We start from the raw sequence: 21,301 nt of genomic DNA on the forward strand, positions 1-21,301 counted from the left end.
AGACGATGGATGAACCAGAAGGGCCAACTCCAGCCCACTGGAACGGAGTTCGAGATGATCAAGCTGCAAGACGCCCTGCGGCACGCCGCTGAAAGGCCGGACCGTGTCGCCCTGGTGGACGGCGGACGCCGGATCACCTGGTCCGAACTGGCCGACGAGATAGCCAAGGTGGCCGGCGGTCTGGCCGCCGTGCTGCCGGAGGGACGCCCCGCCCGGGCCGCCTTCCTCTGCTGCAACGGCTGGGAGCTGGTCGTCACCACGGCCGCCTTCGAGACCCTGGGCGTGCCGATCACCGGTCTCGACTTCGAGGCCTCCGCCGAGGCCACCGCCGACGCCCTGGAGCAGCTCCGGCCGACCGTGGTGGTCAGCAGCAAGCTGCACCGCCCGCTGCTGATCGCAGCCGGCTGGGCCGACCGCGAGGGCGTCCTCCAGGTCCACCTGCACGGCGTGGGCGAGGAGTTGGCGGCCCCCGAGCCGATCGTGCCGAACCCGCAGGCGGGCGAGCCGGTGGCGTACTCCACGCTGGCCGCCGCGCAGACCGCGGTCACCGCCCCGATCTCGCAGCCCTACGAGTCCTTCGCGGTCAGCTACGACGCGGCCGGCTCGCCCCGCCTGGTGATCCGCCGCCGTTCCTACGAGGCCCGCCGGCTCGCCGAACTGGTCGACGAGTTCGCCTTCGACGAGGACGACACCTACCTGGTCACCGTGCCGATGTACCACGCCTCCAGCCCCGGCTGGGCACGGGTGTTCTTCGCCCTCGGCGGCACCGTCGTCCTGGGCCCGTACCACGACCTCGCCGAGATGTGCCGGCTGATCACCGACGAGGGCGTCACCGCCACGCTGATGGTGCCCCCGGTGCTCTCCCGGCTGCTCGCCCACCCGGCCTCCGCCGAACTGCGGGAGACGTCCCGGCTGCGCTTCCTGCTCACCGGCGGCCAGCACCTCAACCGCTGGATCGTGAACGAGGCCTGGGACCGCTTCGGCCCCGTCCTGCACCACTACTACGGCTCCACCGAGACCGGCCTGGTCACCGTGCTCGGCCCGGACGAGCTGGCGCTCTCGCCGTGCCGCTCCGGCCGCGCCATGCCGGGCATCGGCATCGCCGTCCTGGACGGCGAGCACCGCCCGCTGCCGCCCGGCGTCCGCGGCCGGGTCGCGGTCGCCAGCTACCAGCTGATGGACGCCTACGGGGACGCCCCCGCGCCCTCCGTCCTGGTCGACCTCGGCGACGGCCAGGGCCCGCGGCCCTTCCTGCTCACCGGCGACGACGGCGTCATCGACTACGAGGGCCGGCTCGAGCTCACCGGCCGCACCGCCGGTGCCGTCCGGGCCCGCGCGGCCGGCGACCGCGACGCGGCCTTCTTCGGCCTGGAGACCGAGCTGCTGGACCAGCCGGCCGTCCGCGACCTCGCCGTGCTGCGGGTGAACGTGCCCGACCACGGCCCGGTGCTGGCAGTGCCGTTCGTCCCGGTGGCCAGGGACCTGGAAGCGGCCGCGTACCGGGCGGTCAGCGCCGTCTGCGCCCGCCGCACGCCGTGGATCCCCGCACACGTGATCCCGGTCGACGCCATCCCGTACAGCCCCACCGGCACCATCCGCACCGGCGAGCTGCTCACCGAGATCATGCCGCTGGTCAACCTCTACATCCACCTGGACAAGCAGTCAGCTACGGAGATTCCCGCATGACCACGCCGGTTCCGCCGCACACTCCCGAGGACGAGCTGGAAGAAGCCGACCTCGAAGCCCGGCTCCTGCTGCTGGAGCGGGCCCTCACCGAACTGCCCGCCGCCCGCCAGACCGCGATCCTGATCGGCGAGATCCCCGACTACGGCGATCTGCTGCTGGTGGCCTTCGTGCCCGCCGACGCGGAGCGCGAGGAGTCCACCCAGCGGGCCGCCCGGGCCGCCTGCGCCCGGCTCGTCCCGGTGCTGCCGGCCCTGGTGATCCCGGTCGACGACATCCCGTACACCCTCGACGGCGAACTGTGCGGCCAGCAGCTCTTCGACGAGATGCTTCCGCAGATCGCCCGCGACATGCTCCTGCCCAAGGAGATGTCGGCCTGATCCGAGCCTTTCGGCTCGGAGGCGAGCGGGTGAGTCACAGACCCCGGAGCCCCGGGGGCACGAAACCCCGGGGCTCCGGTTCGCTCTTCCCGTCAGCCGGCGAAGGCGGCCAGGCCGGTGCGGGTGTATTCGGCGGCTGCGGCGTCCCAGCTGAGGGCGCCGTGCGCGGCCAGGGTGTGGACGTCCCGCCAGGACCGCTGGAGGGCCGAGTCCTGCCACTGGGCGGCCACCCCGCCGGCCCGGAACAGCCGTTCCACCGCGGCGACCGTGAACTCAACGGCCAGTGCGGTGTCCCGCATGTTGTGGCCCACCGCCCGGTCGCCGACCGGTCCGGCGTCGGCCCGCGCCGCGGCGTCCGCGAGCAGTGAGGCGGCGATGTCGATCTCGGCGGAGGCCCGCGCCATCACCTCGCAGCGCGCCGGGCTGACGGCGGGCCCGCCCGGCCCGTGCGCGTCCGCCAGTGGGGCCGCCCAGGCCCGCAGCGCGCCGCGCGCCGCGCCCACGGCGGGCGCGGCGAAGGCCAGTCCGGCGACCATCCGCGGCGGCACGCTGTGGCAGCGCGCCCGGCCGGCCCGGCCGGACTCCCGGACCAGGTCCATGAAGGCCGTGCAGCGGTGGGCGGGGACGGTCAGCGGCTCGGAGACGCTCACGTCGTGGCTGCCGGTGCCCCGTAAGCCGTTGCTGTGCCAGGTGTCGTGCACCGTGACGGCCTCCCGGGGGACGGCCGCGATGACGAAGTCGCCCGGCAGCGCGTCCGGATCGGGCAGCGCGAGCAGCACCCACGCCGCGTGCCGGACGCCGCTGACGCACCGCCAGCGGCCGGTGATCGTGATCCCGCCGTCGGCCGTCCTGGTCAGCCGGCCGGTCGGGGGCACCAGGGCGGCCGCGATCGGCACGTCCGGGGTGTCGCCCCAGATCTCCCGCTGGCCCTCCTCCGGCAGGAAGGAGGCGAGCCGCCCGTGCGCGGCCTGCAGCGCCGCACACCAGGCGGCGGAGGTGCAGCCCTCGGCGAGGGCGGAGGCGGCGGCCACCAGTTCGGCGAAGCCGCCCTCGGTGCCGCCCCATCGGCCCGGCACGAAGTGCCGGGCGAAGCCGGCGCGGGTCACCTGCTCGGCCAGTGCGGAGTCGAGGCCGCGCTGCCGGTCGGCCTCGACGGCCAGGCCGAGTGCCGTGGTGCGCAGGGCGTCCGCGGCGGTGGCGAGGGCCCCCGGCAGTGCGGCGGGCCCGGCTGTGGTGCGCGGATCGTCCAGAATGCTCATCTTTTCTCCCCCTGTCGTGGACGTGCGTCAGGTGTCGGGACGGCCCCGACGGCCCCGCCCCGGTGGTCGCGGGCGGAGCGGGCGCGCCGGTCGTCGCCGGCGCGGACAGCGTGGCCGACGGCGGCGGGCGGCGGAAGGCAGCTGCCACCGTCGGTGCGGACGGAGGTACACGAGGGCACGTGCACAAGGCGACGCGCCGTCGTGTCGCAGAATATTGGGAACATACCTTCGGGACGTTATGATTCGCGCGAAATCCGGCACGACCGTGTGCCGGCACCCCTGGAGGTTGAGCCATGGCGGCCAGCGGGAATCCGGACGGCGGCAGTACCGTCCGCAATGCGGTGGGTCGGGGAGCGCCGACGCTGAAGCAGGCGCGCGCGGTGCGCACCCGGGCGACGGTCCTGGAGGCTGCCGCAAGACTGTTCGCCCGCAAGGGTTTCAAGGTCGTCACCATGCAGGAGATCGCCGAGGAGGCCGGGGCCACCAAGGGCGCGGTCTACTTCCACTTCCCCAACAAGGAGGCGCTGGCGGCCGAGTTGGTGGGGGGCTTCTACGCGGCCGCGCCGAAGACCACCGAGGCGATGGACGACCCGGGCCTCGAGCCGCTGGAGACCGTCCGCCGGCTGACGATGGCGACGGCGTACCGGGTGCGCGACGAGGTGATGGCGCAGGCGGCGGTGCGGCTGCAGACCGAGCGCATGATCACCGACGCCGACCTGCCGCTGCCGTTCGTCGACTACATCGCCGTCTACACGCTGCTGCTGGAGAAGGCCAAGGAGGCCGGTGAACTGCCGCCGGAGACGTCGGCGGAGGCGCTGGCGAAGACGGTCGTCGCCTCGTTCTTCGGAGTGCAGCACGTGTCGTGGATCCTGCACGACCGCGCCGACGTGGTGGAGCGGGTCGAGGAGCTGCTGGACCTGATCCTGCCGAGGCGGTAGGGCCGGCCCTCCCCGCCCTCAGGGCCTTCCGGCCCTTCCGGGCCGCCGGCCCGGTCCCCCGTGACGTGCACGGCCCCCGCCCCCGGGTGGGGGCTGCGGCCTTTCCGGGCTCGTTCGTGCGGAGCGGTGCCCACCGCTTCTCCCTTGTGCGGGTGGGCAGTTGGCGAAGGTCAACGCTTGGCAACATACCTTCCCGGAGGTATATTTTCTTTCGGTCCCAGCGTCGGACCCTGGCAAGTGCCCTGTCGTTCACAGCCCCGTGGGGGAAGGCTCGCGATGGACACCTTTGCACCGGATCAACTGACCCATCCGACGGCCGGACTGCTGCCGCGGCAGCGGGTTGCCGCAGATCTCGACTTCCATCGAACGGTGTCGCGCAAACTGGTCCACAAGGCCGCCGTGTCCGAGGTGTTCCTCACCGATTCGGCCAGAGCCGCTGCGGACAGCTACCTGTTGGCCGCCCAGTGGCCCCGCGACCACGCGGTCTTCCAGCCCGGACCGGGCGGGACCGCGGACAGCATGGTCATCATCGAGACGGTCCGCCAGGCCACCATGTTCACCTTCCACGAGTACTACGGCATACCGTTGGAACTCCCTTTCGTCGCCCGGAGTTTCGACTTCGAACTGACAGACTGTCAGGCCGCCCGGGCCACCGCGGCCGCTCCGCAGGAAGTCACCCTCGACCTGGCCGTCGACATGCAGGCCGGGTGCCGGGTCGGGCGGCGGATGCCGTTCCGCACGCACACCGTCGTCCACGCGGGCGCCGGCCGCCCCTGTGCCCGGGTGACCATCGGCGGCGAGATCCTCGCCCCGGCCCTCTACCAGCGGCTGCGGGGCGCCCGCCCCGCCGGAACGGACCTCCCGCAGGGTACCGCGGGACGTCCGGCCGCCACCCCGGCCCAGGTCGGCCGCCGGCGCCCCGACGACGTGGTGCTGCTCACCGCCGAACCGGGCGACGGGGCCCGCTGGCGGCTGCGGGTCGACCAGGACCACCCGACCTTCTTCGACCACGGTTCCGACCACGTCCAGGCCGTGCTGCTGCTGGAGGCCATCCGGCAGAGCGGACTGCTCGCGGACGCCCCGCACGACGGCGCGTCCGACGAGGTGCTCACCGGTCTGCGGGTCGAGTTCCACGCGTACGGCGAGTTCGGCGCGCCGATCCTGCTCGACGCCCAGCCGTCGGTCGGGGCGCCCGGCTCGCGCACCGTGCGCGCCACGGCGGCCCAGGCGGGCCGCACGATCGCCGAGGCGGAGCTGACGTTCCGCCGCGCCGCCCTGACCGGCGGCCCCACGTCCTGACGGACCGCCGGGTGCGCGCAGTGCCGTCCGTGCCCGCCGGCCCGCTCGGAAGGAGTCCTGATGGAACTTCAGCACCTGCGTTCGTTCCTCGAGGTGTCGAGCGAGATGAGCTTCACCCGGGCCGCCAAGAAGCTGAACTACGCGCAGTCCAGCGTGACCGCGCAGATCCAGCACCTTGAGGCCTCGCTCGGCGCCGTGCTGTTCGACCGGCGGGGGAGGAGGATCGCGCTCACCGAGAGCGGATTACGTCTGCGTCCCGTGGCCGAGCGGATCGTGGCGCTGGCCGACCTGGCCCACCGCGAGGTGGCCGGGGCGGCCGACCGGCACTCCGGCCGGGCCGCCGAGCGCCCGGCCGGCGGCGGCCCGGCGCTGGGGCGGGCCGCCGCGGCCCGGTCGGCGGGCATGCGGCTCCCCGCCCAGCGGGGCACCCTTCAGCTGACCACCCAGCGGGCGCCCAGGGCCGGCAGCAGCACGTCCCAGGAGGAGCGCACCCGGGTGATCAGATCCAGCTCCTCGCGCACCGACCCGAGGTAGTGCGCACCGAAGATCACGGTGGTCATCAACTGGGCGACGGGCTCCGCCGGATAGGCGGAGTCCATTTCGCCGCACTGCTGCGCCTGGACGACCAGGCGCAGCAGTGTGCGTTCCACGTCCGACACGAACGCCGGCGTCCGCTTGGAGGACTGGGCCTCCTCGAGCAGCAGCCGCAGTGCCGCGTTGACCCTGATGTCGCGGTGCAGCCGTGCGACCAGTGCGCAGGTCACGTCCTTCAGGGTAGCCACCGGCGACTCGGGGTTCTCACCGACCCCGTCCTCGATCAACTTCCATGCGTCGTCCAGGTGTTGGACGAGCGCTGCGGCCAGCTCCTCCTTGGAGGCGAAGTGGCCGTACAGGGCTCCCTTGGTGACACCGGTGCTCTGGGCCACATGGCCGAGGTTGGTGTTGGTGTAGCCGTGGGCGGCGAACTCCTTCGCCGCGGCGTCCAGCACCGCCTCGTACGTCCTCCTGGCCCGCTCCTGCTGTGCCATCGGCTTCCTTCCGTTCGGCCCTCTGTGCCCGGAACTCACGTACCGCAGTTCACGGTTCGAGGGCAAACACTTCTGCCGGACCCCCGTCTGTTGTCCATTCCCTCTCCATAAACACGGCGAGCGGCCCCCGGCCGACCAGGGGTCCGGGTCGGGGGCCGCTCGTGCCGTGCATCGCGGGGGGCGTCAGGCCCGGGCGTTCCGGCCGGCGGCGCCCGCCTCGTACCGCTTGCGCAGCTCGGCGCGGCGGAGCTTGCCGATACCGGTCTTCGGCACGTCCTCGCGGGCGAGGGTGACCACGTCGCCGAGCCGCACGCCGTACCGCTCGGTGACCAGGTCGCGGATGCGGCGGTCGGCCTCGTCGGCGGAGACGTCGCCGCGCGGGTGGTAGAAGACGACCAGCTCCTCCTCGTCGCCGCCGGCCGCGGTGCACGGCGAGACGATGGTGAAGGACGGCTCCACGAAGGGGAGTTCCTCGACCAGGGCCTCGATCTCGTGGCCGTGGTACTCGGCGCCGTTGAGCGCGATCAGGTCGTCGACCCGGCCGGTGACGGTGAGGATGCCGTCCTCGACGACGGCGAGGTCGCCGGAGCGGAACCAGCCGTCCGCGGTGAAGCACTTGGCGTTCTGCTCGGGGTTCTCGTAGTAGCCGGAGAACACCGGGGCGCCGGTGACCTGGAGCCGGCCGACGGTGCCGGCCGGGAGCGGGGCGTCGTGCTCGTCCACGATCCGCAGCGAGACGCCCGGGTGCGGGCGGCCGACCGGGACGAAGCGCTCGTCGCCCATGGTGTCCGGGTCGAAGACGAAGTCGACGATGCCGGCGGAGGTCTCCGACATGCCCCAGCCGGGGTGCATGGACGTCCGGGGCAGGCCGAACGGCGCCAGCATGTCGAGGAAGCGCCGGATGACCCGGGCCTTGACCGACTCGCCGCCGTTCATGATGTAGCGCAGGCTGCGCAGGTCCCAGTCGCGGCCGGCGATCTCCTCGGCCCGGTCGTTGACCAGGCCGAAGGCGAAGTTGGGCGCCCAGGTGGTGTCGCAGCGGTGCTTGGATATCTGCTCGAACCAGCGGGTCGGATCGGCCAGGACCCAGTCGGTGCGGGCGTGCACCTGGGTGCAGCCGAGCAGCACGTCGCGGGCGTGGAACATGACCAGGCCGCCGATGTGGTCCAGCGGCATCCAGTTGAAGGAGCGGCTGGTGACGTCCAGGTTCCGCACGGCCGCGGTGGCGGTGGAGCGGGCCAGGATGTTGCGGTGGGTCAGCGCGACGGCCTTGGGGACGCCGGTGCTGCCGGAGGTCAGCAGCAGCACGGCGAGGTCGTCGGCGCGCGCCGGGTGCAGCTCCTCGGCCGGGGCGTGGGCGCGCAGCTCGCCGGTGCGGCCGAGCCAGCGGCCCGACCCGGCCATCGCCGGGCCGGCGGCGGCGCCGTCGTCGCCGACGACCACCCAGGGGTTCTGGTACCCGGCCCAGATCCACTCCAGCTGCTGGGCGGCCGCCTCGGGGGCGTCGCTGCGGCCGGGCGGCACCGGGATCGGTACCAGTCCGCCGAGGACGGCCGCCCAGAACGCGGCCAGCAGGTCCTGCTCCTCGCGGACCTGGAGCAGCACCCGGTCGCCGGGGCGGGCGCCGCCGGCCCGCAGCCCGGTGAGGATGCGGCGGGCGCCGTCGAGCAGCTCGGGGTAGCCCAGCGAGGCGTCGGAGCCGTCCGGGCGGACGAAGTGCATCCGGCCCGCGTCGGGCCGGGCGGCGGCCCGCTGCAGGGCCTCGCCGAGGTTGCAGACCGGGAGTTCGGGCGCCGGGCCGCCGTCGAGGACGGCGGGCGGCAGGGTCCGGGTGGCGGCGGGGGCGGTCATGCGGCGGCCTCCTTGCCGGACGCGGCGCGGGCGACGAACAGCAGCGGGCCGCGGCCCATCCGCGGGCCGGGCTCCTTGCGGAAGCCGCCGTACTCGGCGACCACCTCGAAGCCGGCGTCCACCAGCAGGTCGCGCACCTCGGGGGCGGTGAAGACGGTCTGGTCGAAGAAGTTGGCGTACATCGAGACCGTGCCGCCGCCGTCGCGGGCGATGATGGTCTCCTCGTTGCGCCACACCGCCCGGTGGGCGTGCACGGACTGCCGGGCGAGCCGGGTGACCAGCAGGCCGTCGCCCTGGTGGTGGGCGATGATGTTCGGCTGGTAACCGTCGACGAAGTTCAGCAGGTGGCCGATGTCGACCACGACGTGGCCGCCGGGGGAGAGCCAGCCGCGGACGGACTCCAGCAGGCTCCGCAGCTCGGCCCGGGTCAGCTGGTTGAGCGTGCTGAACAGGCTGTAGACCAGGTCGAAGCGCTGCTCGGTGCTCCACTCCTCGGCGCGGGTGTGCACGTATTCGACGTCGGCGGCGCCCGGCTCGGCGGCCGCGGCGGCCGCGTACGCGGTGAAGGACGCGCTCTGGTCGAGGCCGGTGCCGGGGTGGCCGAGAGCGGCGAGGGCCCGCAGGTTGGCGCCGGTGGCGCTGCCGATGTCGAGCACCCGGCCGCCCGGCGGCAGGTACGAGGCGAGGAACTCGGTCTCGGTGGCGAGGTCCCGGAAATCCTTGCGGATCACCTCGTAGAACTCGCCTGGGTATTCGAAGCTGGACAAGGGGAGGGCCTTTCGGTCGGGACCGGCGGCGCCGGTCGTCCCGGGGGTCGGTCCGGTCGGTGTCGGGCGGCGGTGCTGCGGTGCGGCGGACGGTCCGTCAGGCCGTGGCGCCCCGGCTGTGGTGGTGCCGGTCAGGCGGCGGCGTCGGCCGGGCGTGCGTGGTAGCGGCGGTACTCGCGCGGCGAGATGCCGTAGCGGTCCCGGAACAGCCGGCTGAAGTGCGAGGCGCCGTACAGTCCGGAGCGCTCGCCGATCATCGCGATGGTCAGGTGGGCGAGCCGCGGGTCGCGCAGCTCGGTGCAACTGCGGTGCAGCCGCTCGTCGCGGATCCAGCTGGCCGGGCTCTGGCCGTGCTCCTGGAAGAGCTTCTGCAGGTAGCGCAGCGAGATGTGGTGCTGCTGGGCGAGCATCTCCGGCTTCAGCTCGGGGTCGGCGAGCCGGGCCCGGGCGAAGTGCTTGATCCGCTGCAGCATGGCGCGGCGGGCGAGGCCGGAGCTGCGGGCGGGGCGGGGCGCCTCCAGGCCGCGGTCCATGTAGTCGGCGCAGGCCTGGGCGACGAGCCCGGTGATGCCGCGGGCGAGCAGCTCGGTGGTGCGGTCGGCCGGCAGTGCTCCCTGGTCGGCGAGCCGGCGCAGCAGTTCGGGGACGGCGAGCGGGTCGGCCAGCGGGCAGCTGACCCGCAGGTAGGCCTCGCCCGCGCGGTCGCGGTACTGGGAGATCCTGATGTCCTCCCCGGCGGTCTCGGGGGCGGTGCCCTCGACGACGGTGATCAGGACCTTGCCGAGGCTGACCTCGCTGACGTTCTCGGTGGCAGGTGGCGAGAGCAGGTCCGCGTCCGGGCGCCCGGTCGGCCCGCTCTCGGTGTGCCCGTTCTCGATGGGCAATGCATCCATGGCTCCCCCGCTGGGACTTGAGGCCGCGTTTGCCGACACCCGGTCCGCTCCGGGAGGGCGGACCCCTCCATCATGGAAACATACCTTCTGGAAGGTATGCAGATTTCATCGGCAGCAGTGATGCGGGCCCTGCTGTGAAGCCGTCCGGCCGTATCGTGCGCCGCGGCGCAACAACCCGTGCGCGTTCCGACAAGTGGCCCCCGCAGGGCCCGCCTAGCGTCGGCGGTACAGATCAGTGCCGGGCGCGCGGATCACCGGCGCTGCGCGCGCTCCCCTGTGCACCCACCCAGAAGGGGCCCCACCCGTGGCAATCAAGGTAGGCATCAACGGATTCGGCCGGATCGGCCGGAGCTTCTTCCGCGCCGCACTTGAGCAGAACGCCGACATCGAGATCGTGGCCGTCAACGACCTCACCGACGCGGCGACCCTGGCCCACCTCCTGAAGTACGACACCACGCTCGGCAAGCTGCCGGTGCCGGTGGCCGCCGGCGACGGCGAGATCGTCGTGGACGGGCGCAGCATCCGCGTCACCGCCGAGCGCAACCCGGCCGACCTGCCCTGGGGCGAGCTCGGCGTCGACGTGGTCGTGGAGTCCACCGGCGTCTTCACCGACGCCGAGAAGGCCAAGGCGCACCTCGCCGCCGGCGCCCGCAAGGTGATCATCTCGGCGCCGGCCACCAACCAGGACCTCACCATCGCCTTCGGCGTCAACGACGGGGCGTACGACGAGAACGTGCACAGCGTCGTCTCCAACGCCTCCTGCACCACCAACTGCCTCGCTCCGATGGCGAAGGTGCTCAACGACGGCCTGGGCATCGAGCAGGGCCTGATGACCACCGTGCACGCCTACACCCAGGACCAGAACCTGCAGGACGGTCCGCACAAGGACCTCCGCCGGGCCCGCGCCGCCGCCGGCAACATCGTGCCCACCAGCACCGGTGCCGCGAAGGCCATCGGCCAGGTGCTGCCGGAGCTCAACGGCAAGCTCGACGGCTACGCGCTGCGCGTCCCGGTCGTCGTCGGCTCGGTCACCGACCTGACCGTGACCGTCGCCCGCGAGACCACCGTCGAGGAGGTCAACGCGCTGTTCGCGCAGGCCGCCGAGGGAGCGCTGGCCGGCGTACTGCGGTACAGCGACGAGCCGCTGGTCTCCAACGACATCGTCACCGACCCGGCGTCCTGCATCTTCGACTCGGGCCTGACCAAGGTCATCAACGGCACCACCGTGAAGGTCGCCGGCTGGTACGACAACGAGTGGGGCTTCTCCAACCGCGTCGTCGACACCGTCCTGCTGATCGGCAAGCACGCCTGACCGGCGCCGCCGACCGCACGTGCGGGCCGGGCCCCGGGGGCGCACCCCGGGCGCCCGGCCCGCGCCCGTGAACCGACCGGACGACGGTCGGCCGAGCGCCGCACCGGACACGAACACCCGCACAGAAAGGGCCGACCGATGGTCAAGACGCCGTACCACGAGGGCGAGCAGGCGGTGCAGCAGCGGGCCGGCGAGGGCCACCCCGGCTGGGGCTCGCCGATGTTCGAGGCCGCGATCCCGCCGCCGTTCGACATGTTCCTGCGCCGCCAGCGGATGCTGGTGGTCGGCGGCGTGGACGGGGACGGCGCCGCCTGGTCCACCGTGCTCACCGGCCCGCGCGGCTTCGCCGGCGCCGTCGGCAGCCACACCATCCACGTCAAGGCCCTGCCGGTGCCCGGCGACCCGCTGGAGAAGGTCTTCGACGAGCAGCGGGACATCGGCATGCTCGCCATCGAACCGCAGACCAGCCAGCGCATCCGGATCAACGGCGTCGCGCAGCGGGACGGCGACACGCTCGTCGTCACCACCGAACAGGTGCTCGGCAACTGCCCCAAGTACCTGCAGCAGCGGGTGCTGCGCCCGGACGCGCCGCAGGCCGCCGCCCCGACCGTGCGCCGCTCGGCCGTCCTCGACGAGGACCAGCAGCGCTGGATCACCGGCGCCGACACCTTCTTCATCGCCAGCCGCGCACCGCAGCACGGCGCCGACGCCTCGCACCGCGGCGGCGCACCCGGCTTCGTCGAGGTCCCCGCGCCGAACAGGATCGTCTGGCCGGACTACTTCGGCAACTCCTTCTACATGACCCTCGGCAACCTCCAGCTCGACCCCGCCTGCGGCCTCACCTTCCTCGACTGGGAGGCCGGCCACGCCCTGCACGTCACCGGCAAGGCCCGGATCGACTGGGACGAGAGCCGCACCCAGGCCGTCAAGGGTGCCCTGCGGCTGGTCGAGTTCGACGTCGAGCAGGTGGTCGAGGTCCGCGACTTCACCACGCTGCGCTGGAAGTTCGCCGCCCCCTCGCCCTTCAACCCGACCTGATCGGGCCCGACCGCAGGAGGTACCCGCCATGAGCCGCTACGACGCCCCCCGGCTCAGAGCCGAGCTGGCCGCCGTCCCGGACTACGTCCCCGGCCGCTCGCCGGGCCGGGACGGCGAGCACCTCAAGCTCTCCTCCAACGAGAACCCCTACCCGCCGCTGCCCTCGGTGTCGGCCGCCGTCCGCCGGCAGGCCGACCGGATCAACCGCTACCCCGACCCGGCCTGCACCGCGCTCACCGAGGCCCTCGCCGACCGCCTGGACGTCCCCGCCGACCGGCTGGTGCTCGGCACCGGATCGGTGGCGGTCGGCCGGGTACTCGTCCGGGCCACCGCCGGCCCCGGCGACGAAGTCCTGTACGCCTGGCGGTCGTTCGAGGCCTACCCGATCATGGCCGAGGTCTGCGGGGCCACCTCGGTGCGGGTGCCGCTGCGCGCCGACGAGAGCCACGACCTCGACGCCATGGCCGACGCGATCACCGAACGCACCCGGATCGTCTTCCTCTGCACGCCCAACAACCCCACCGGCACCGTCGTCCGCCGCGCCGAACTGGAGCGCTTCCTCGACCGCGTCCCGCGCGACGTCCTGGTGGTGCTGGACGAGGCGTACGTCGAGTTCGTCCGCGACCCGGAGGCCGCCGACGGCATGGAGTTCCAGCGCACCCGCGGCAACGTCGTGGTGCTGCGCACCTTCTCCAAGGCCTACGGCCTGGCCGGCCTGCGGATCGGCTACGCCGTCGCCCACCCCGAGGTGGCGGCCGTGCTGCGCAAGGTGGGGCTGCCCTTCGGCGTCAGCCAGCTCGCCCAGGACGCCGCCCTCGCCTCGCTCGCCGCCGAGGAGGAGCTCCTCACCCGGGTCGAACTGCTGGTGAAGGAACGGGCCCGGGTCACCGCGGCGCTGCGCGAGAGCGGCTTCGCGCTGCCGGACAGCGAGGCGAACTTCGTCTGGCTGCGGCTCGGCGACCGCACCGCCGAGTTCACCGCGGCCTGCGCCGCACTCGGCGCCTTCGTCCGCCCGTACGGCGCGGACGGCGTCCGGATCACGATCGGCGAGCCGGAGGCCGACGACGTGGTCCTGCGGGCGGCCGCCGCCTGGCGGCACTGACAGCAGTAGGGGGCGCCACCCGGTGGGTGGCGCCCCCTACGTGGTGCGGTCAGGCGAAGAGGCGGGCGAACTCGGTGTGGAACTCCGGGAAGGTCTTGCCGACGCAGGCCGGGTCGTCCAGGAGGATGCCCGGCGCCTTCAGGCCGAGCACCGAGAAGGACATCGCGATCCGGTGGTCCCGGTGGCAGTCGACGGTGCCGCCGGAGACCGGGCCGGGGCGCACGGTGAGCCGGTCCGGGCCCTCCGCCACCTGGACGCCGAGCCGCCGCAGGTTGCCGGCGACCGCGGCGATCCGGTCCGACTCCTTGAACCGGGCGTGCCCGATCCCGGTGACGGTGATCGGCCCGTCCGCCAGCGGTGCGATCGCCGCCAGCGTCATGAAGGTGTCGGAGATGTCGCCCATGTCGACCTCGAAACCGCCGCGCAGCTGCCCCGCCCCGGTCACCGTGGTCGCCTCCGGGCCGATCTCCACCTCGGCGCCGGCCTTCCGCAGCACCTCGGCGAACCGCAGGTCGCCCTGCAGGCTGTCGCGGCCCAGCCCCGGCACGGTCACCGTCCGGCCGGTCACCGCGGCCGCGGCGAAGACGTACGAGGCGGTGGAGGCGTCCGGTTCGATCCGCAGGTCGGTGGCCCGGTAGGCGCCGCCCACCCGGAGCCGTCCGCCCGGGCCCTCGGTCACCTCGGCGCCGAAGCGCCGCATCAGGGCCACCGTCATGTCGATGTACGGGCGGCTCACCAGGCCCGCCGCGTGCACCGTCAGCGGGTTCCGCATCAGCGGGGCGGAGAGCAGCAGGCCGGTCAGGTACTGGCTGCTGGTGGTGGAGTCGAGCGCGATCTCGCCGCCCTGCAGCCCCTCGGTGCGGACCACCAGAGGCAGGCGGCCGCCGGGGGCGGCCTCCACCCGGGCGCCGAGCCGGACCAGGGCGTCGACCAGCGGGCCGAGCGGACGGGCCCGCAGCTGCTCGGTGCCGTCCACCTCGAACCGGCCGAAGCCGGTCGCGGCGAGCACCGGCAGGAAGCGGGCCGCGGTGCCGGCGTCCTCGCACCAGATCCGGGCCCGCCCGTGCGGGCCGCGGCCGGTGCCGTGCACCACCCAGTCGCCCTCCTCCTCGGCCACCTTGACGCCGAGTTCCTCGAGCGCCCGCCGGAAGGCCACGGTGTCCTCGCTGACCAGCGGTGCCCGCAGCCGGCTGGGCCCGAGGGCGGCCGCGGCGAGCAGCAGCGCCCGGTTGGTGATGCTCTTGGAACCCGGGATGCGGGCGGTCGCCCCTCGGGCGGTGGTGGTCACGCGGTGGCTCCTCGGCGTTCCGGGTGGGTGCCCGCCCCGGTGAGGCGGGCGACGGCGTGCAGCGCGAGCCGGTAGGAGTCCGGCCCGAGGCCGGTCACCGTGCCGTCGACCACGTCGGACAGCACCGAGATCCGGCGGAACGGCTCGCGCGCGTACGGGTTGCACAGGTGCACCTCGATCGCCGGTGCCCGCCGCAGCGCCAGGGCGTCCCGCACCGGGTACGAGCAGTGCGTGAACGCGGCAGGGTTGAGCACCAGCGGGGCCGCCTCCTCGGCGACCCGGTGCAGCCAGCCGACCAGCTCCGCCTCGCTGTCGGTCTGCAGCACCACGGCGCGCAGACCCAGTTCGGCGGCGGTCTCCTGGCAGGCCCGGACGAGCTCCGGGTAGGCGGGGCGGCCGCCCGGGCCCGGCTCGGACAGACCGAGCCGGGCCAGGTTGGGGCCGTTGAGCACGTAGACCAGCGTCACCGACGGCTCCTTCGTCAGCTCGGCACGGAGACCCGGTCCGCGGGTCCGAAGCCCCGGTCCGCCGACCCGGCGGAGCGGAGGGAGGCGTACACCGGGCGGACCCGCTGCACCGTCCAGTTGGCGGCCAGCAGCCGGTCGGCGAGGAGCCCCGCGGTGTCGGTCGCCACCACCATTTCGACCAGGCCGCTCGGGCGGCCGGTGGAGTGGTCGATGGAGACGTCCTCGATGTTGACCCCGGTCTCCTGGACGGCGGCGAACAGCCGGGCGAGCTCGCCCGGGCGGTCGCCGATCACCACCGGCACCACCGCGCCGCCCGCGGCGCCGGGCTTGCCGGGCAGCCGGGCCCGGCCGGCGTTGCCGCGGCCCAGCAGGTCGATCACCCGGGTCATCTCCTCCGCCCGCTTCGCCGCGTCGACCTCGGCGAGGCCGCGCAGTGCGCGGACGGTGGTGGCGAGGTCGTCGGCGAGCTCGCTGAGCACGTCGGCGACGGCCGTCGCATTGGACTCCAGGATGTCGCCCCACAGGCCGGGGTCGCCGCCGGCGATCCGGGTCATGTCCCGGACGCCCTGGCCGGCCAGCCGGGACGCCTCCTCGGGGGCGTTCTCCAGCCGGGCGGCCATCAGTGCGGCCACCACGTGCGGTGCGTGCGAGACCAGGGCGACCGCCCGGTCGTGCGCGGTGCTCTCCATGACCACCGGCACCGCGCCGCACATGGCGACCACGGCCAGCGCCCGGTTCAGCGTCTCCCGGGAGGTGTGCTCACAGGCGGTCAGCACCCAGGTGCGGCCCTCGAAGAGGTTGGCGCAGGCGGCCAGCGGCCCGGACCGCTCGCCGCCGGCCATCGGGTGGCCGCCGACGAACAGGCTCGGGTCCGGTGCACCGCCCATCACGGCCTGCTCCGGTTCGTGCTTGACGCTCGCCACGTCGGTGTAGGCGTACGCGAGGCCGCGGGCCTGATGGTCGGCCAGCACCCGGCCGACCGCGCTCGGCGGCACGGCGAGGACGGCGATGTCCACCGGCTGCTCCGGCGGGCAGTCCACCCCGCCGCCGAGTGCGACGGCGGTGCGGACGGCGTCCCGGTCGGTGTCGATCAGGTGCACCAGCACCCCGCGGCGGCTCAGTGCGAGCGCCACCGAGGTGCCGATCAGCCCGGCCCCGACCACCGCGGCGGTACGGATCACCGGGCACCCGCCAGCCGGTCGCCCAGGTCGGGGCGCAGCGCCCGGGCGCCGCCGAGGTAGACGTGCCGGATGCGGTCGCGGGTGAGCGGGGTCTCGGCGGTGACCAGCACCCGGACGGTGCGCGGCAGGCCGCCGTCGATGTCCAGCTCCTGGGCGCACATCAGCGGCACGTCGGTCAGCCCGAGGTCGCGGGCGGCCCGGGCGGGGAAGCCGCTGCGCAGGTCGGGGGTGGCGGTGAAGAGGATGGACACCAGGTCGTCGGGGACGAGCGAGTTCGCCGCCATGACCTCCTCCAGCAGCAGCCGGGTGGCGTCCATGACCTCCGCCGGGTCGTCCCGGTCGACCTGGATCGCTCCGCGGACGGCGCGCATCAGATCACCGCCTGCAGGGTCTTGATGCCGGCGGCGGTGCCGCGGCCGCGGTACATCTCGGCGACCAGGAAGGCGAGGTCGAGCGACTGGCTGCGGTTGAGCCGGGGGTCGCAGGCGGACTCGTAGCGCTGGTGGAGGTCCTCGGCGACCAGGCCGAAGCCGCCGCCGACGCACTCGGTGACGTCGTCCCCGGTGATCTCGACGTGGATGCCGCCGGGGTGGGTGCCGAGGGCGCGGTGCACGTCGAAGAAGCCGGAGACCTCGTCCAGGACCGCGTCGAAGCTGCGGGTCTTGTGGCCGGTCGAGGCGGTGAAGGTGTTGCCGTGCATCGGGTCGCAGACCCAGGCGACCTTGGCGCCCTCGGCGGTGACCTTCTCGACCAGGGAGGGCAGCAGGTCGCGGATCTTCTCCGCACCCATCCGGGTGATGAAGGTGAGCCGGCCGGGGGTGCGCCTGGGGTCGAGCCGGTCGATCAGGGTGAGGGCCTCGTCCGCGGTGGTGGTCGGGCCGAGCTTGACCCCGATGGGGTTGCGCACCTTGGAGGCGAACTCGAGGTGGGCTCCGTCCAGTTGGCGCGTGCGCTCGCCGATCCACAGCATGTGGGCGGAGACGTCGTAGCGGTCCTTGGAACGGCTGTCGAGGCGCGACATGGCGCACTCGTAGTCCAGGATCAGCGCCTCGTGGCTGGTGTAGAACTCGGTGCGGTGCAGCTCGGTCGGGTCGACGCCGCAGGCCCGCATGAAGGAGAGCGCGGAGTCGATCTCCTCGGCGAGCTGCTCGTAGCGCTGGCCGGCCGGCGAGGTGCGGACGAAGTCCTGGTTCCAGGAGTGCACTTCGCGCAGGTCGGCGTAGCCGCCGGAGATGAAGGCGCGGACCAGGTTCAGGGTGGCCGCGGAGGAGTGGTACATCCGCAGCAGCCGCTGCGGGTCGGGCGTGCGGGCACCGGCGGTGAACTCCAGTCCGTTGACCGAGTCGCCGCGGTAGGAGGGCAGGGTGACGCCGCCGCGGGTCTCGGTGGGCTGCGAACGCGGCTTGGAGTACTGGCCGGCGATCCGCCCGACCTTCACCACCGGCACCGAGGCGCCGAAGGTCAGCACCGCGGCCATCTGCAGCATGGTCTTCAGCTTGGAACGGATCTGGTCGGCGGAGACCCCGTCGAAGGTCTCCGCGCAGTCGCCGCCCTGGAGCAGGAAGGCCTCGCCCCGGGCGACGGCCGCCAGCCGGGCGGTCAGGTTGTCGCACTCCCCGGCGAACACCAGCGGCGGGTAGGTGCGCAGCTCGTCGCAGACCTGTTCCAGGGCTGCGGGGTCGGGCCACTCCGGCTGCTGGGCGGCGGGCAGGGTCCGCCAGGACTCCTCCCGGGGCAGGACGTGGGTCGAGGTACCGAACGGCATGACGATCTCCGGCTCGTGAAATGGACGCGGTGCGGCAGAGCGTGCGAGGCGACTGGGGGCGCGACGCCCGTCTTTCAGTGGTTCCGGGGGACTTTCGGTGCTTCCGGGGGAGGGGGAGCGGGGGCCGCCCCGCCGGGCGTCGGCCCGGCGGGGCGGGGGTGGCGGATCAGGCGTGCGCGGCCTGCTCGGTGCGGGAGTCCGCGCCGGCGGCGGCCGGGGCTGCGCCCGAGGAGCGGGTCAGCGCCGCGAACGAGGCGAGCGCGCCGCAGCCCAGGACGGCGATGACGATGCCCATCGGCACCGCGGTGGACTCGCCGGCCAGGCCGACCAGCGGCACCACGGCCGCGCCGATGATGTGCTGGGACAGGCCGAGCAGGGCGGCGGCCGAACCGGCCGAGTCGCCGTGCTCCTGCAGGGCCAGCGCGGTCGCGGTCGGCATGACCAGGCCGACGCTGGAGACCACCACGAACAGCGCGACCAGCAGCGGCACCAGGCCCGCGTCGGCGAGCACGGTGGCGAGCAGGCCGAGGCCGCCGACGGCGGAGCCGGTCAGGCCGACGGCCAGCAGCGGGCGCGGGCCGGTGCGGTGCACGATCCGGCCGCAGATCTGCGCGCAGACCACCAGGCCGGCCGCGTTGACCGCGAACACCCCGCTGAAGCCCTGCGGCGACATGCCGTGGATGTCCTGCAGCACGAACGGCGAGCCGGCGATGTAGGCGAACATCGCCGCGAACGCCAGGCCGCAGGCCAGGTTGTAGCCGACGAAGACGCGGTCCGAGAGCAGCTTGCGGAAGACCGGGCCGGTGGCCCTGAGGCCGCCGGTGCGCCGCTTCTCCACCGGGTGGGTCTCCGGCAGGGCGACGGCGACGACGGCGAGCATCAGCGCGCCGAGGATGCCGAGCAGGGTGAAGATGCCGTGCCAGGAGGTGAAGCGGAGCAGCTGGCCGCCGGCCACCGGGGCGAGCACCGGCGCCAGGCCGGTGATCAGCATCAGCAGCGCGAAGTACTTGGCGGCCGCGGCGCCCTCGTGCTTGTCGCGGACGACGGCGGCGGCGATCACGATGCCGACCGCACCGCCGAGGCCCTGGATCGCGCGCAGCGCGACCAGCAGCCAGATGTTCGGTGCGACGGCGCACAGCAGCGCCGCCACGGTGTAGACGGCGAGGCCCCACAGCAGCGGCTTGCGGCGGCCGGCGGCGTCCGAGATCGGGCCGGCGAAGAGCTGGCCGAGGCCGAGGCCGAGCAGACAGGCGGTGAGGCTGAGCTGGCCGGCGGAGGCGCTGGCGTTCAGGTCGTGGGTGAGGTCCGGCAGGCCGGGCAGGTAGGTGTCGTTGGACAGCGGGCCGAGGGCGGTGAGTGCGCCGAGGATGGCGACGACGGCGCCGCCGCCCTTGGCCCGGGCGTCGGTGGATGACATGGTTTCGGGTTCCCTCCGGGGTGGTGGCCCGTCCGGCCGCGCGGTCACCGTGGGGACGGTCGCCGGCGGCCGGTCGGGCCGGTGGTGCTGATTCGAGGTGCAGGCCGCCGGGTGGGGGACCGGCGGCCCGGTGACGCGGCTGGCGTCAGTACGCGACGGAGACCCTGGTGCGCAGGGCCTGCCCGCCTTCGAGCTGGTCGGCGAAGGCGACCGCGTAGTCCGGGATGCTGATCCGGGTCCGGCCCTCGGCGTCGACCAGCAGGTCGTCTCCGCCGAGCCGGTAGACCCCGGTGCGCTCGCCGGGCTCGATCAGCTTGGCCGGCGAGATGTACGTCCAGTCGAGGTCGTCGACCGCGCGGTAGCGTTCGAGCGCCTCGATCTGGGCGAGGGCGTTGGCCTTCCACAGGTCGGGGAAGTGCGGGTCGTCCACCACGCGGGTGCCGTCGGCGGTGCGCAGGCTGCCTGCGCCGCCGAGCACCACCAGGCGCTTCACGCCGGCCTTGCGCAGGCCGGCGACGAGTCCTTCGGTGGCGCCGAGGAGGATCGTGCGGTCGTCGTCGGAGCCGATCCGCGGTCCGACCGCGGAGGCGACCGCGTCGTGGCCCTGGGCGAGCTCGGCCACCTGCTCGGCGTCGGCGACGTCACCGGCGACGAGCGGGACGGCCGAGTCGGCGCCGGAGCCGCCGGACCGGGTCACCCCGGTGACCTCGTGTCCGCGGGAGACCAGTTCGGCGGCGATCGCGGCACCGATGTTCCCGGTCGCTCCGAACAGCAGAACCTTCATGACCACTCCTCGTGTGGCAGGGGTGTGCGGGGTGTCCGACGGGTCGTCACTCGTCGAGCAGGTCGGGCTGCTCGTGGACGATCTCGTCCCAGAGCAGCTGGAAGCTGAAGCGGCCGAGCTGGGCGTCGCCGAAGCCGGCGCCGGCGGAGACGGCCTGTTCGTGGGTGAAGCTCTTGGGGGTGCCGGCGGCGAGCGCGAGCAACTGCACCTCGGCGCAGCTGTCGAAGGTGAAGAACCAGTGCACGGCCTCCTCCAGCGAGCCGCCGACCGTGATCAGGCCGTGGTGCTGGAGCAGGATCGCCCGGTTGTCGCCGAGCTTCTGCGCGATGTCCTTGCCCTGCTCGACGGCGACCGAGGGGCCCTCGTACTCGGTGTAGAGCACCTGCTTGCCGTAGAAGGCCGCGGACTCCTGGTCGATCGGCTCGAGCAGCCGGCCGAGCGCGCCGAGCGCCCGGGAGTGGGCGGTGTGGCCGTGCGCGGCGGCCTCGGCGTCCGGGTTCATGTCGTGGATCGCGGAGTGGATGACGAAGGCGCTCGGGTTGACCTTGTGCCTGCCCTCCACCACGTTGCCGTCGGAGTCGACCAGGATGAGGTCGCCGACGGTGACCCGCTTGAACGAGACGCCGAACGGGTTGACCCAGAAGTGGCCGGGCAGTTCGGGGTCGCGGACCGAGATGTGGCCCGATATGCCCTCGCCGAAGCCGTACTTGCCGAACAGCCGCAGGGCGGCCGTGAGCCGCTGCTTGCGGTACCGGCGCTCCTCGGCGGCGGTGGCGAACTGCGCGTCGCCGGGCAGCGGCAGGCCGGTGGCGGTGTCCGCCAGGTAGCTCGGGGTGGTCGTGGTCACGG

Annotated in this window: 21 protein-coding genes; 8 read left to right on the forward strand and 13 right to left on the reverse strand. The window is 73.6% G+C overall.

All coding sequences use genetic code 11. The features are described 5' to 3' along the window. The first annotated feature begins 54 nt into the window (after positions 1-54). Positions 55-1,686: a class I adenylate-forming enzyme family protein gene (locus AB0M03_RS26000; RefSeq protein ID WP_363494850.1), complete on the forward strand. Its 1,632-nt coding sequence runs from the start codon at positions 55-57 to the stop codon at positions 1,684-1,686. Next, positions 1,683-2,063, forward strand: coding sequence for a hypothetical protein (locus tag AB0M03_RS26005; protein ID WP_363494851.1), 381 nt, complete (start codon positions 1,683-1,685; stop codon positions 2,061-2,063). Before AB0M03_RS26000 ends, AB0M03_RS26005 begins: the two co-directional genes overlap by 4 nt. Positions 2,064-2,155: 92 nt before the next feature. Here AB0M03_RS26005 and AB0M03_RS26010 read toward each other — a convergent pair whose 3' ends face one another. Beyond that, on the reverse strand, positions 2,156-3,322 hold the full coding sequence (locus AB0M03_RS26010; RefSeq protein WP_363494853.1) for an oxidoreductase: 1,167 nt from the start codon (positions 3,320-3,322) through the stop codon (positions 2,156-2,158). Positions 3,323-3,615: 293 nt separating this feature from the next. On the opposite strand from AB0M03_RS26010, the gene AB0M03_RS26015 reads away from it, so the two are divergent. The 3 genes from AB0M03_RS26015 to AB0M03_RS26025 all read left to right on the forward strand — a co-directional run bounded on the left by AB0M03_RS26015 (position 3,616) and on the right by AB0M03_RS26025 (position 6,093). Further along, positions 3,616-4,260, forward strand: a complete 645-nt coding sequence (locus AB0M03_RS26015) for a ScbR family autoregulator-binding transcription factor (RefSeq protein WP_363494855.1) — start codon at positions 3,616-3,618, stop codon at positions 4,258-4,260. Between the two features lie 369 nt (positions 4,261-4,629). Next, complete coding sequence (locus tag AB0M03_RS26020) at positions 4,630-5,559, forward strand: ScbA/BarX family gamma-butyrolactone biosynthesis protein (RefSeq protein ID WP_363494857.1); 930 nt, start codon at positions 4,630-4,632, stop codon at positions 5,557-5,559. 60 nt (positions 5,560-5,619) lie between these two features. Further along, the gene (locus tag AB0M03_RS26025) at positions 5,620-6,093 is read left to right on the forward strand and encodes a LysR family transcriptional regulator (protein ID WP_363494859.1); all 474 of its coding nucleotides are present in this window, start codon (positions 5,620-5,622) and stop codon (positions 6,091-6,093) included. Here AB0M03_RS26025 and AB0M03_RS26030 read toward each other — a convergent pair. From AB0M03_RS26030 to AB0M03_RS26045, 4 genes are all read right to left on the reverse strand, one after another. After that, positions 5,991-6,587, reverse strand: coding sequence for a TetR/AcrR family transcriptional regulator (locus tag AB0M03_RS26030; protein WP_363494860.1), 597 nt, complete (start codon positions 6,585-6,587; stop codon positions 5,991-5,993). The genes AB0M03_RS26025 and AB0M03_RS26030 overlap by 103 nt on opposite strands. A gap of 183 nt (positions 6,588-6,770) precedes the next feature. Next, positions 6,771-8,438, reverse strand: coding sequence for an AMP-binding protein (locus AB0M03_RS26035; protein WP_363494862.1), 1,668 nt, complete (start codon positions 8,436-8,438; stop codon positions 6,771-6,773). Further along, positions 8,435-9,205: a class I SAM-dependent methyltransferase gene (locus tag AB0M03_RS26040; protein ID WP_363494864.1), complete on the reverse strand. Its 771-nt coding sequence runs from the start codon at positions 9,203-9,205 to the stop codon at positions 8,435-8,437. The genes AB0M03_RS26035 and AB0M03_RS26040 overlap by 4 nt, the downstream gene beginning before the upstream one ends. A gap of 131 nt (positions 9,206-9,336) precedes the next feature. Next, a complete protein-coding gene (locus tag AB0M03_RS26045) occupies positions 9,337-10,098 on the reverse strand; it encodes a helix-turn-helix domain-containing protein (protein ID WP_363494866.1) in 762 nt (253 codons plus the stop codon). A 304-nt stretch (positions 10,099-10,402) separates the two neighbouring features. Here AB0M03_RS26045 and gap point away from each other — a divergent pair, with 304 nt between their 5' ends. The 3 genes from gap to hisC all read left to right on the forward strand — a co-directional run bounded on the left by gap (position 10,403) and on the right by hisC (position 13,550). Then, positions 10,403-11,410: a type I glyceraldehyde-3-phosphate dehydrogenase gene (gap, locus tag AB0M03_RS26050; protein ID WP_363494868.1), complete on the forward strand. Its 1,008-nt coding sequence runs from the start codon at positions 10,403-10,405 to the stop codon at positions 11,408-11,410. Between the two features lie 138 nt (positions 11,411-11,548). Next, positions 11,549-12,448, forward strand: coding sequence for a pyridoxamine 5'-phosphate oxidase family protein (locus AB0M03_RS26055; RefSeq protein ID WP_363494870.1), 900 nt, complete (start codon positions 11,549-11,551; stop codon positions 12,446-12,448). A gap of 28 nt (positions 12,449-12,476) precedes the next feature. Further along, positions 12,477-13,550, forward strand: coding sequence for a histidinol-phosphate transaminase (gene hisC, locus AB0M03_RS26060; protein WP_363494871.1), 1,074 nt, complete (start codon positions 12,477-12,479; stop codon positions 13,548-13,550). A 49-nt stretch (positions 13,551-13,599) separates the two neighbouring features. Here the strand turns inward: hisC and aroA are convergent, their stop codons facing one another. From aroA to AB0M03_RS26100, 8 genes are all read right to left on the reverse strand, one after another. After that, the gene (gene aroA / locus AB0M03_RS26065; RefSeq protein WP_363494872.1) at positions 13,600-14,838 is read right to left on the reverse strand and encodes a 3-phosphoshikimate 1-carboxyvinyltransferase; all 1,239 of its coding nucleotides are present in this window, start codon (positions 14,836-14,838) and stop codon (positions 13,600-13,602) included. Next, positions 14,835-15,305: a type II 3-dehydroquinate dehydratase gene (locus AB0M03_RS26070; RefSeq protein WP_363494873.1), complete on the reverse strand. Its 471-nt coding sequence runs from the start codon at positions 15,303-15,305 to the stop codon at positions 14,835-14,837. Before AB0M03_RS26070 ends, aroA begins: the two co-directional genes overlap by 4 nt. A 14-nt stretch (positions 15,306-15,319) precedes the next feature. Continuing rightward, the gene (locus tag AB0M03_RS26075; RefSeq protein WP_363494947.1) at positions 15,320-16,483 is read right to left on the reverse strand and encodes a prephenate dehydrogenase; all 1,164 of its coding nucleotides are present in this window, start codon (positions 16,481-16,483) and stop codon (positions 15,320-15,322) included. Then, positions 16,483-16,857 (reverse strand): chorismate mutase, encoded by a 375-nt coding sequence (gene aroH, locus AB0M03_RS26080; protein WP_363494875.1) that lies wholly within the window; start codon positions 16,855-16,857, stop codon positions 16,483-16,485. The genes AB0M03_RS26075 and aroH overlap by 1 nt, the downstream gene beginning before the upstream one ends. Beyond that, positions 16,857-18,251 carry a class II 3-deoxy-7-phosphoheptulonate synthase gene (locus AB0M03_RS26085; protein ID WP_363494877.1) on the reverse strand — a complete coding sequence of 465 codons (1,395 nt, stop codon included), beginning with the start codon at positions 18,249-18,251 and terminating at the stop codon, positions 16,857-16,859. Before AB0M03_RS26085 ends, aroH begins: the two co-directional genes overlap by 1 nt. 166 nt (positions 18,252-18,417) lie before the next feature. Then, complete coding sequence (locus AB0M03_RS26090) at positions 18,418-19,668, reverse strand: multidrug effflux MFS transporter (protein WP_363494879.1); 1,251 nt, start codon at positions 19,666-19,668, stop codon at positions 18,418-18,420. 145 nt (positions 19,669-19,813) lie between these two features. Next, positions 19,814-20,452, reverse strand: a complete 639-nt coding sequence (locus tag AB0M03_RS26095; protein WP_363494881.1) for an NAD(P)H-binding protein — start codon at positions 20,450-20,452, stop codon at positions 19,814-19,816. A gap of 46 nt (positions 20,453-20,498) precedes the next feature. Further along, entirely contained in the window at positions 20,499-21,299 is an 801-nt protein-coding gene (locus AB0M03_RS26100) for a class II aldolase/adducin family protein (protein WP_363494883.1), read from the reverse strand. Positions 21,300-21,301: the final 2 nt, after the last annotated feature.

Origin of the sequence: Kitasatospora sp. NPDC051914 (assembly GCF_040680995.1) — a bacterium.
Taxonomy (GTDB): domain Bacteria; phylum Actinomycetota; class Actinomycetes; order Streptomycetales; family Streptomycetaceae; genus Kitasatospora.

Bases quoted from the DNA above. Each gene is read 5' to 3' on its own strand.
- AB0M03_RS26025 (WP_363494859.1), top strand. From the start codon at position 5,620: ATGGAACTTCAGCACCTGCGTTCGTTCCTCGAGGTGTCGAGCGAGATG.
- AB0M03_RS26090 (WP_363494879.1), bottom strand. From the start codon at position 19,668: ATGTCATCCACCGACGCCCGGGCCAAGGGCGGCGGCGCCGTCGTCGCC.
- AB0M03_RS26005 (WP_363494851.1), top strand. From the start codon at position 1,683: ATGACCACGCCGGTTCCGCCGCACACTCCCGAGGACGAGCTGGAAGAA.
- AB0M03_RS26035 (WP_363494862.1), bottom strand. From the start codon at position 8,438: ATGACCGCCCCCGCCGCCACCCGGACCCTGCCGCCCGCCGTCCTCGAC.
- AB0M03_RS26000 (WP_363494850.1), top strand. From the start codon at position 55: ATGATCAAGCTGCAAGACGCCCTGCGGCACGCCGCTGAAAGGCCGGAC.
- AB0M03_RS26095 (WP_363494881.1), bottom strand. From the start codon at position 20,452: ATGAAGGTTCTGCTGTTCGGAGCGACCGGGAACATCGGTGCCGCGATC.
- AB0M03_RS26015 (WP_363494855.1), top strand. From the start codon at position 3,616: ATGGCGGCCAGCGGGAATCCGGACGGCGGCAGTACCGTCCGCAATGCG.
- hisC (WP_363494871.1), top strand. From the start codon at position 12,477: ATGAGCCGCTACGACGCCCCCCGGCTCAGAGCCGAGCTGGCCGCCGTC.
- AB0M03_RS26030 (WP_363494860.1), bottom strand. From the start codon at position 6,587: ATGGCACAGCAGGAGCGGGCCAGGAGGACGTACGAGGCGGTGCTGGAC.
- AB0M03_RS26055 (WP_363494870.1), top strand. From the start codon at position 11,549: ATGGTCAAGACGCCGTACCACGAGGGCGAGCAGGCGGTGCAGCAGCGG.
- AB0M03_RS26010 (WP_363494853.1), bottom strand. From the start codon at position 3,322: ATGAGCATTCTGGACGATCCGCGCACCACAGCCGGGCCCGCCGCACTG.
- aroH (WP_363494875.1), bottom strand. From the start codon at position 16,857: ATGCGCGCCGTCCGCGGAGCGATCCAGGTCGACCGGGACGACCCGGCG.
- AB0M03_RS26085 (WP_363494877.1), bottom strand. From the start codon at position 18,251: ATGCCGTTCGGTACCTCGACCCACGTCCTGCCCCGGGAGGAGTCCTGG.
- AB0M03_RS26045 (WP_363494866.1), bottom strand. From the start codon at position 10,098: ATGGATGCATTGCCCATCGAGAACGGGCACACCGAGAGCGGGCCGACC.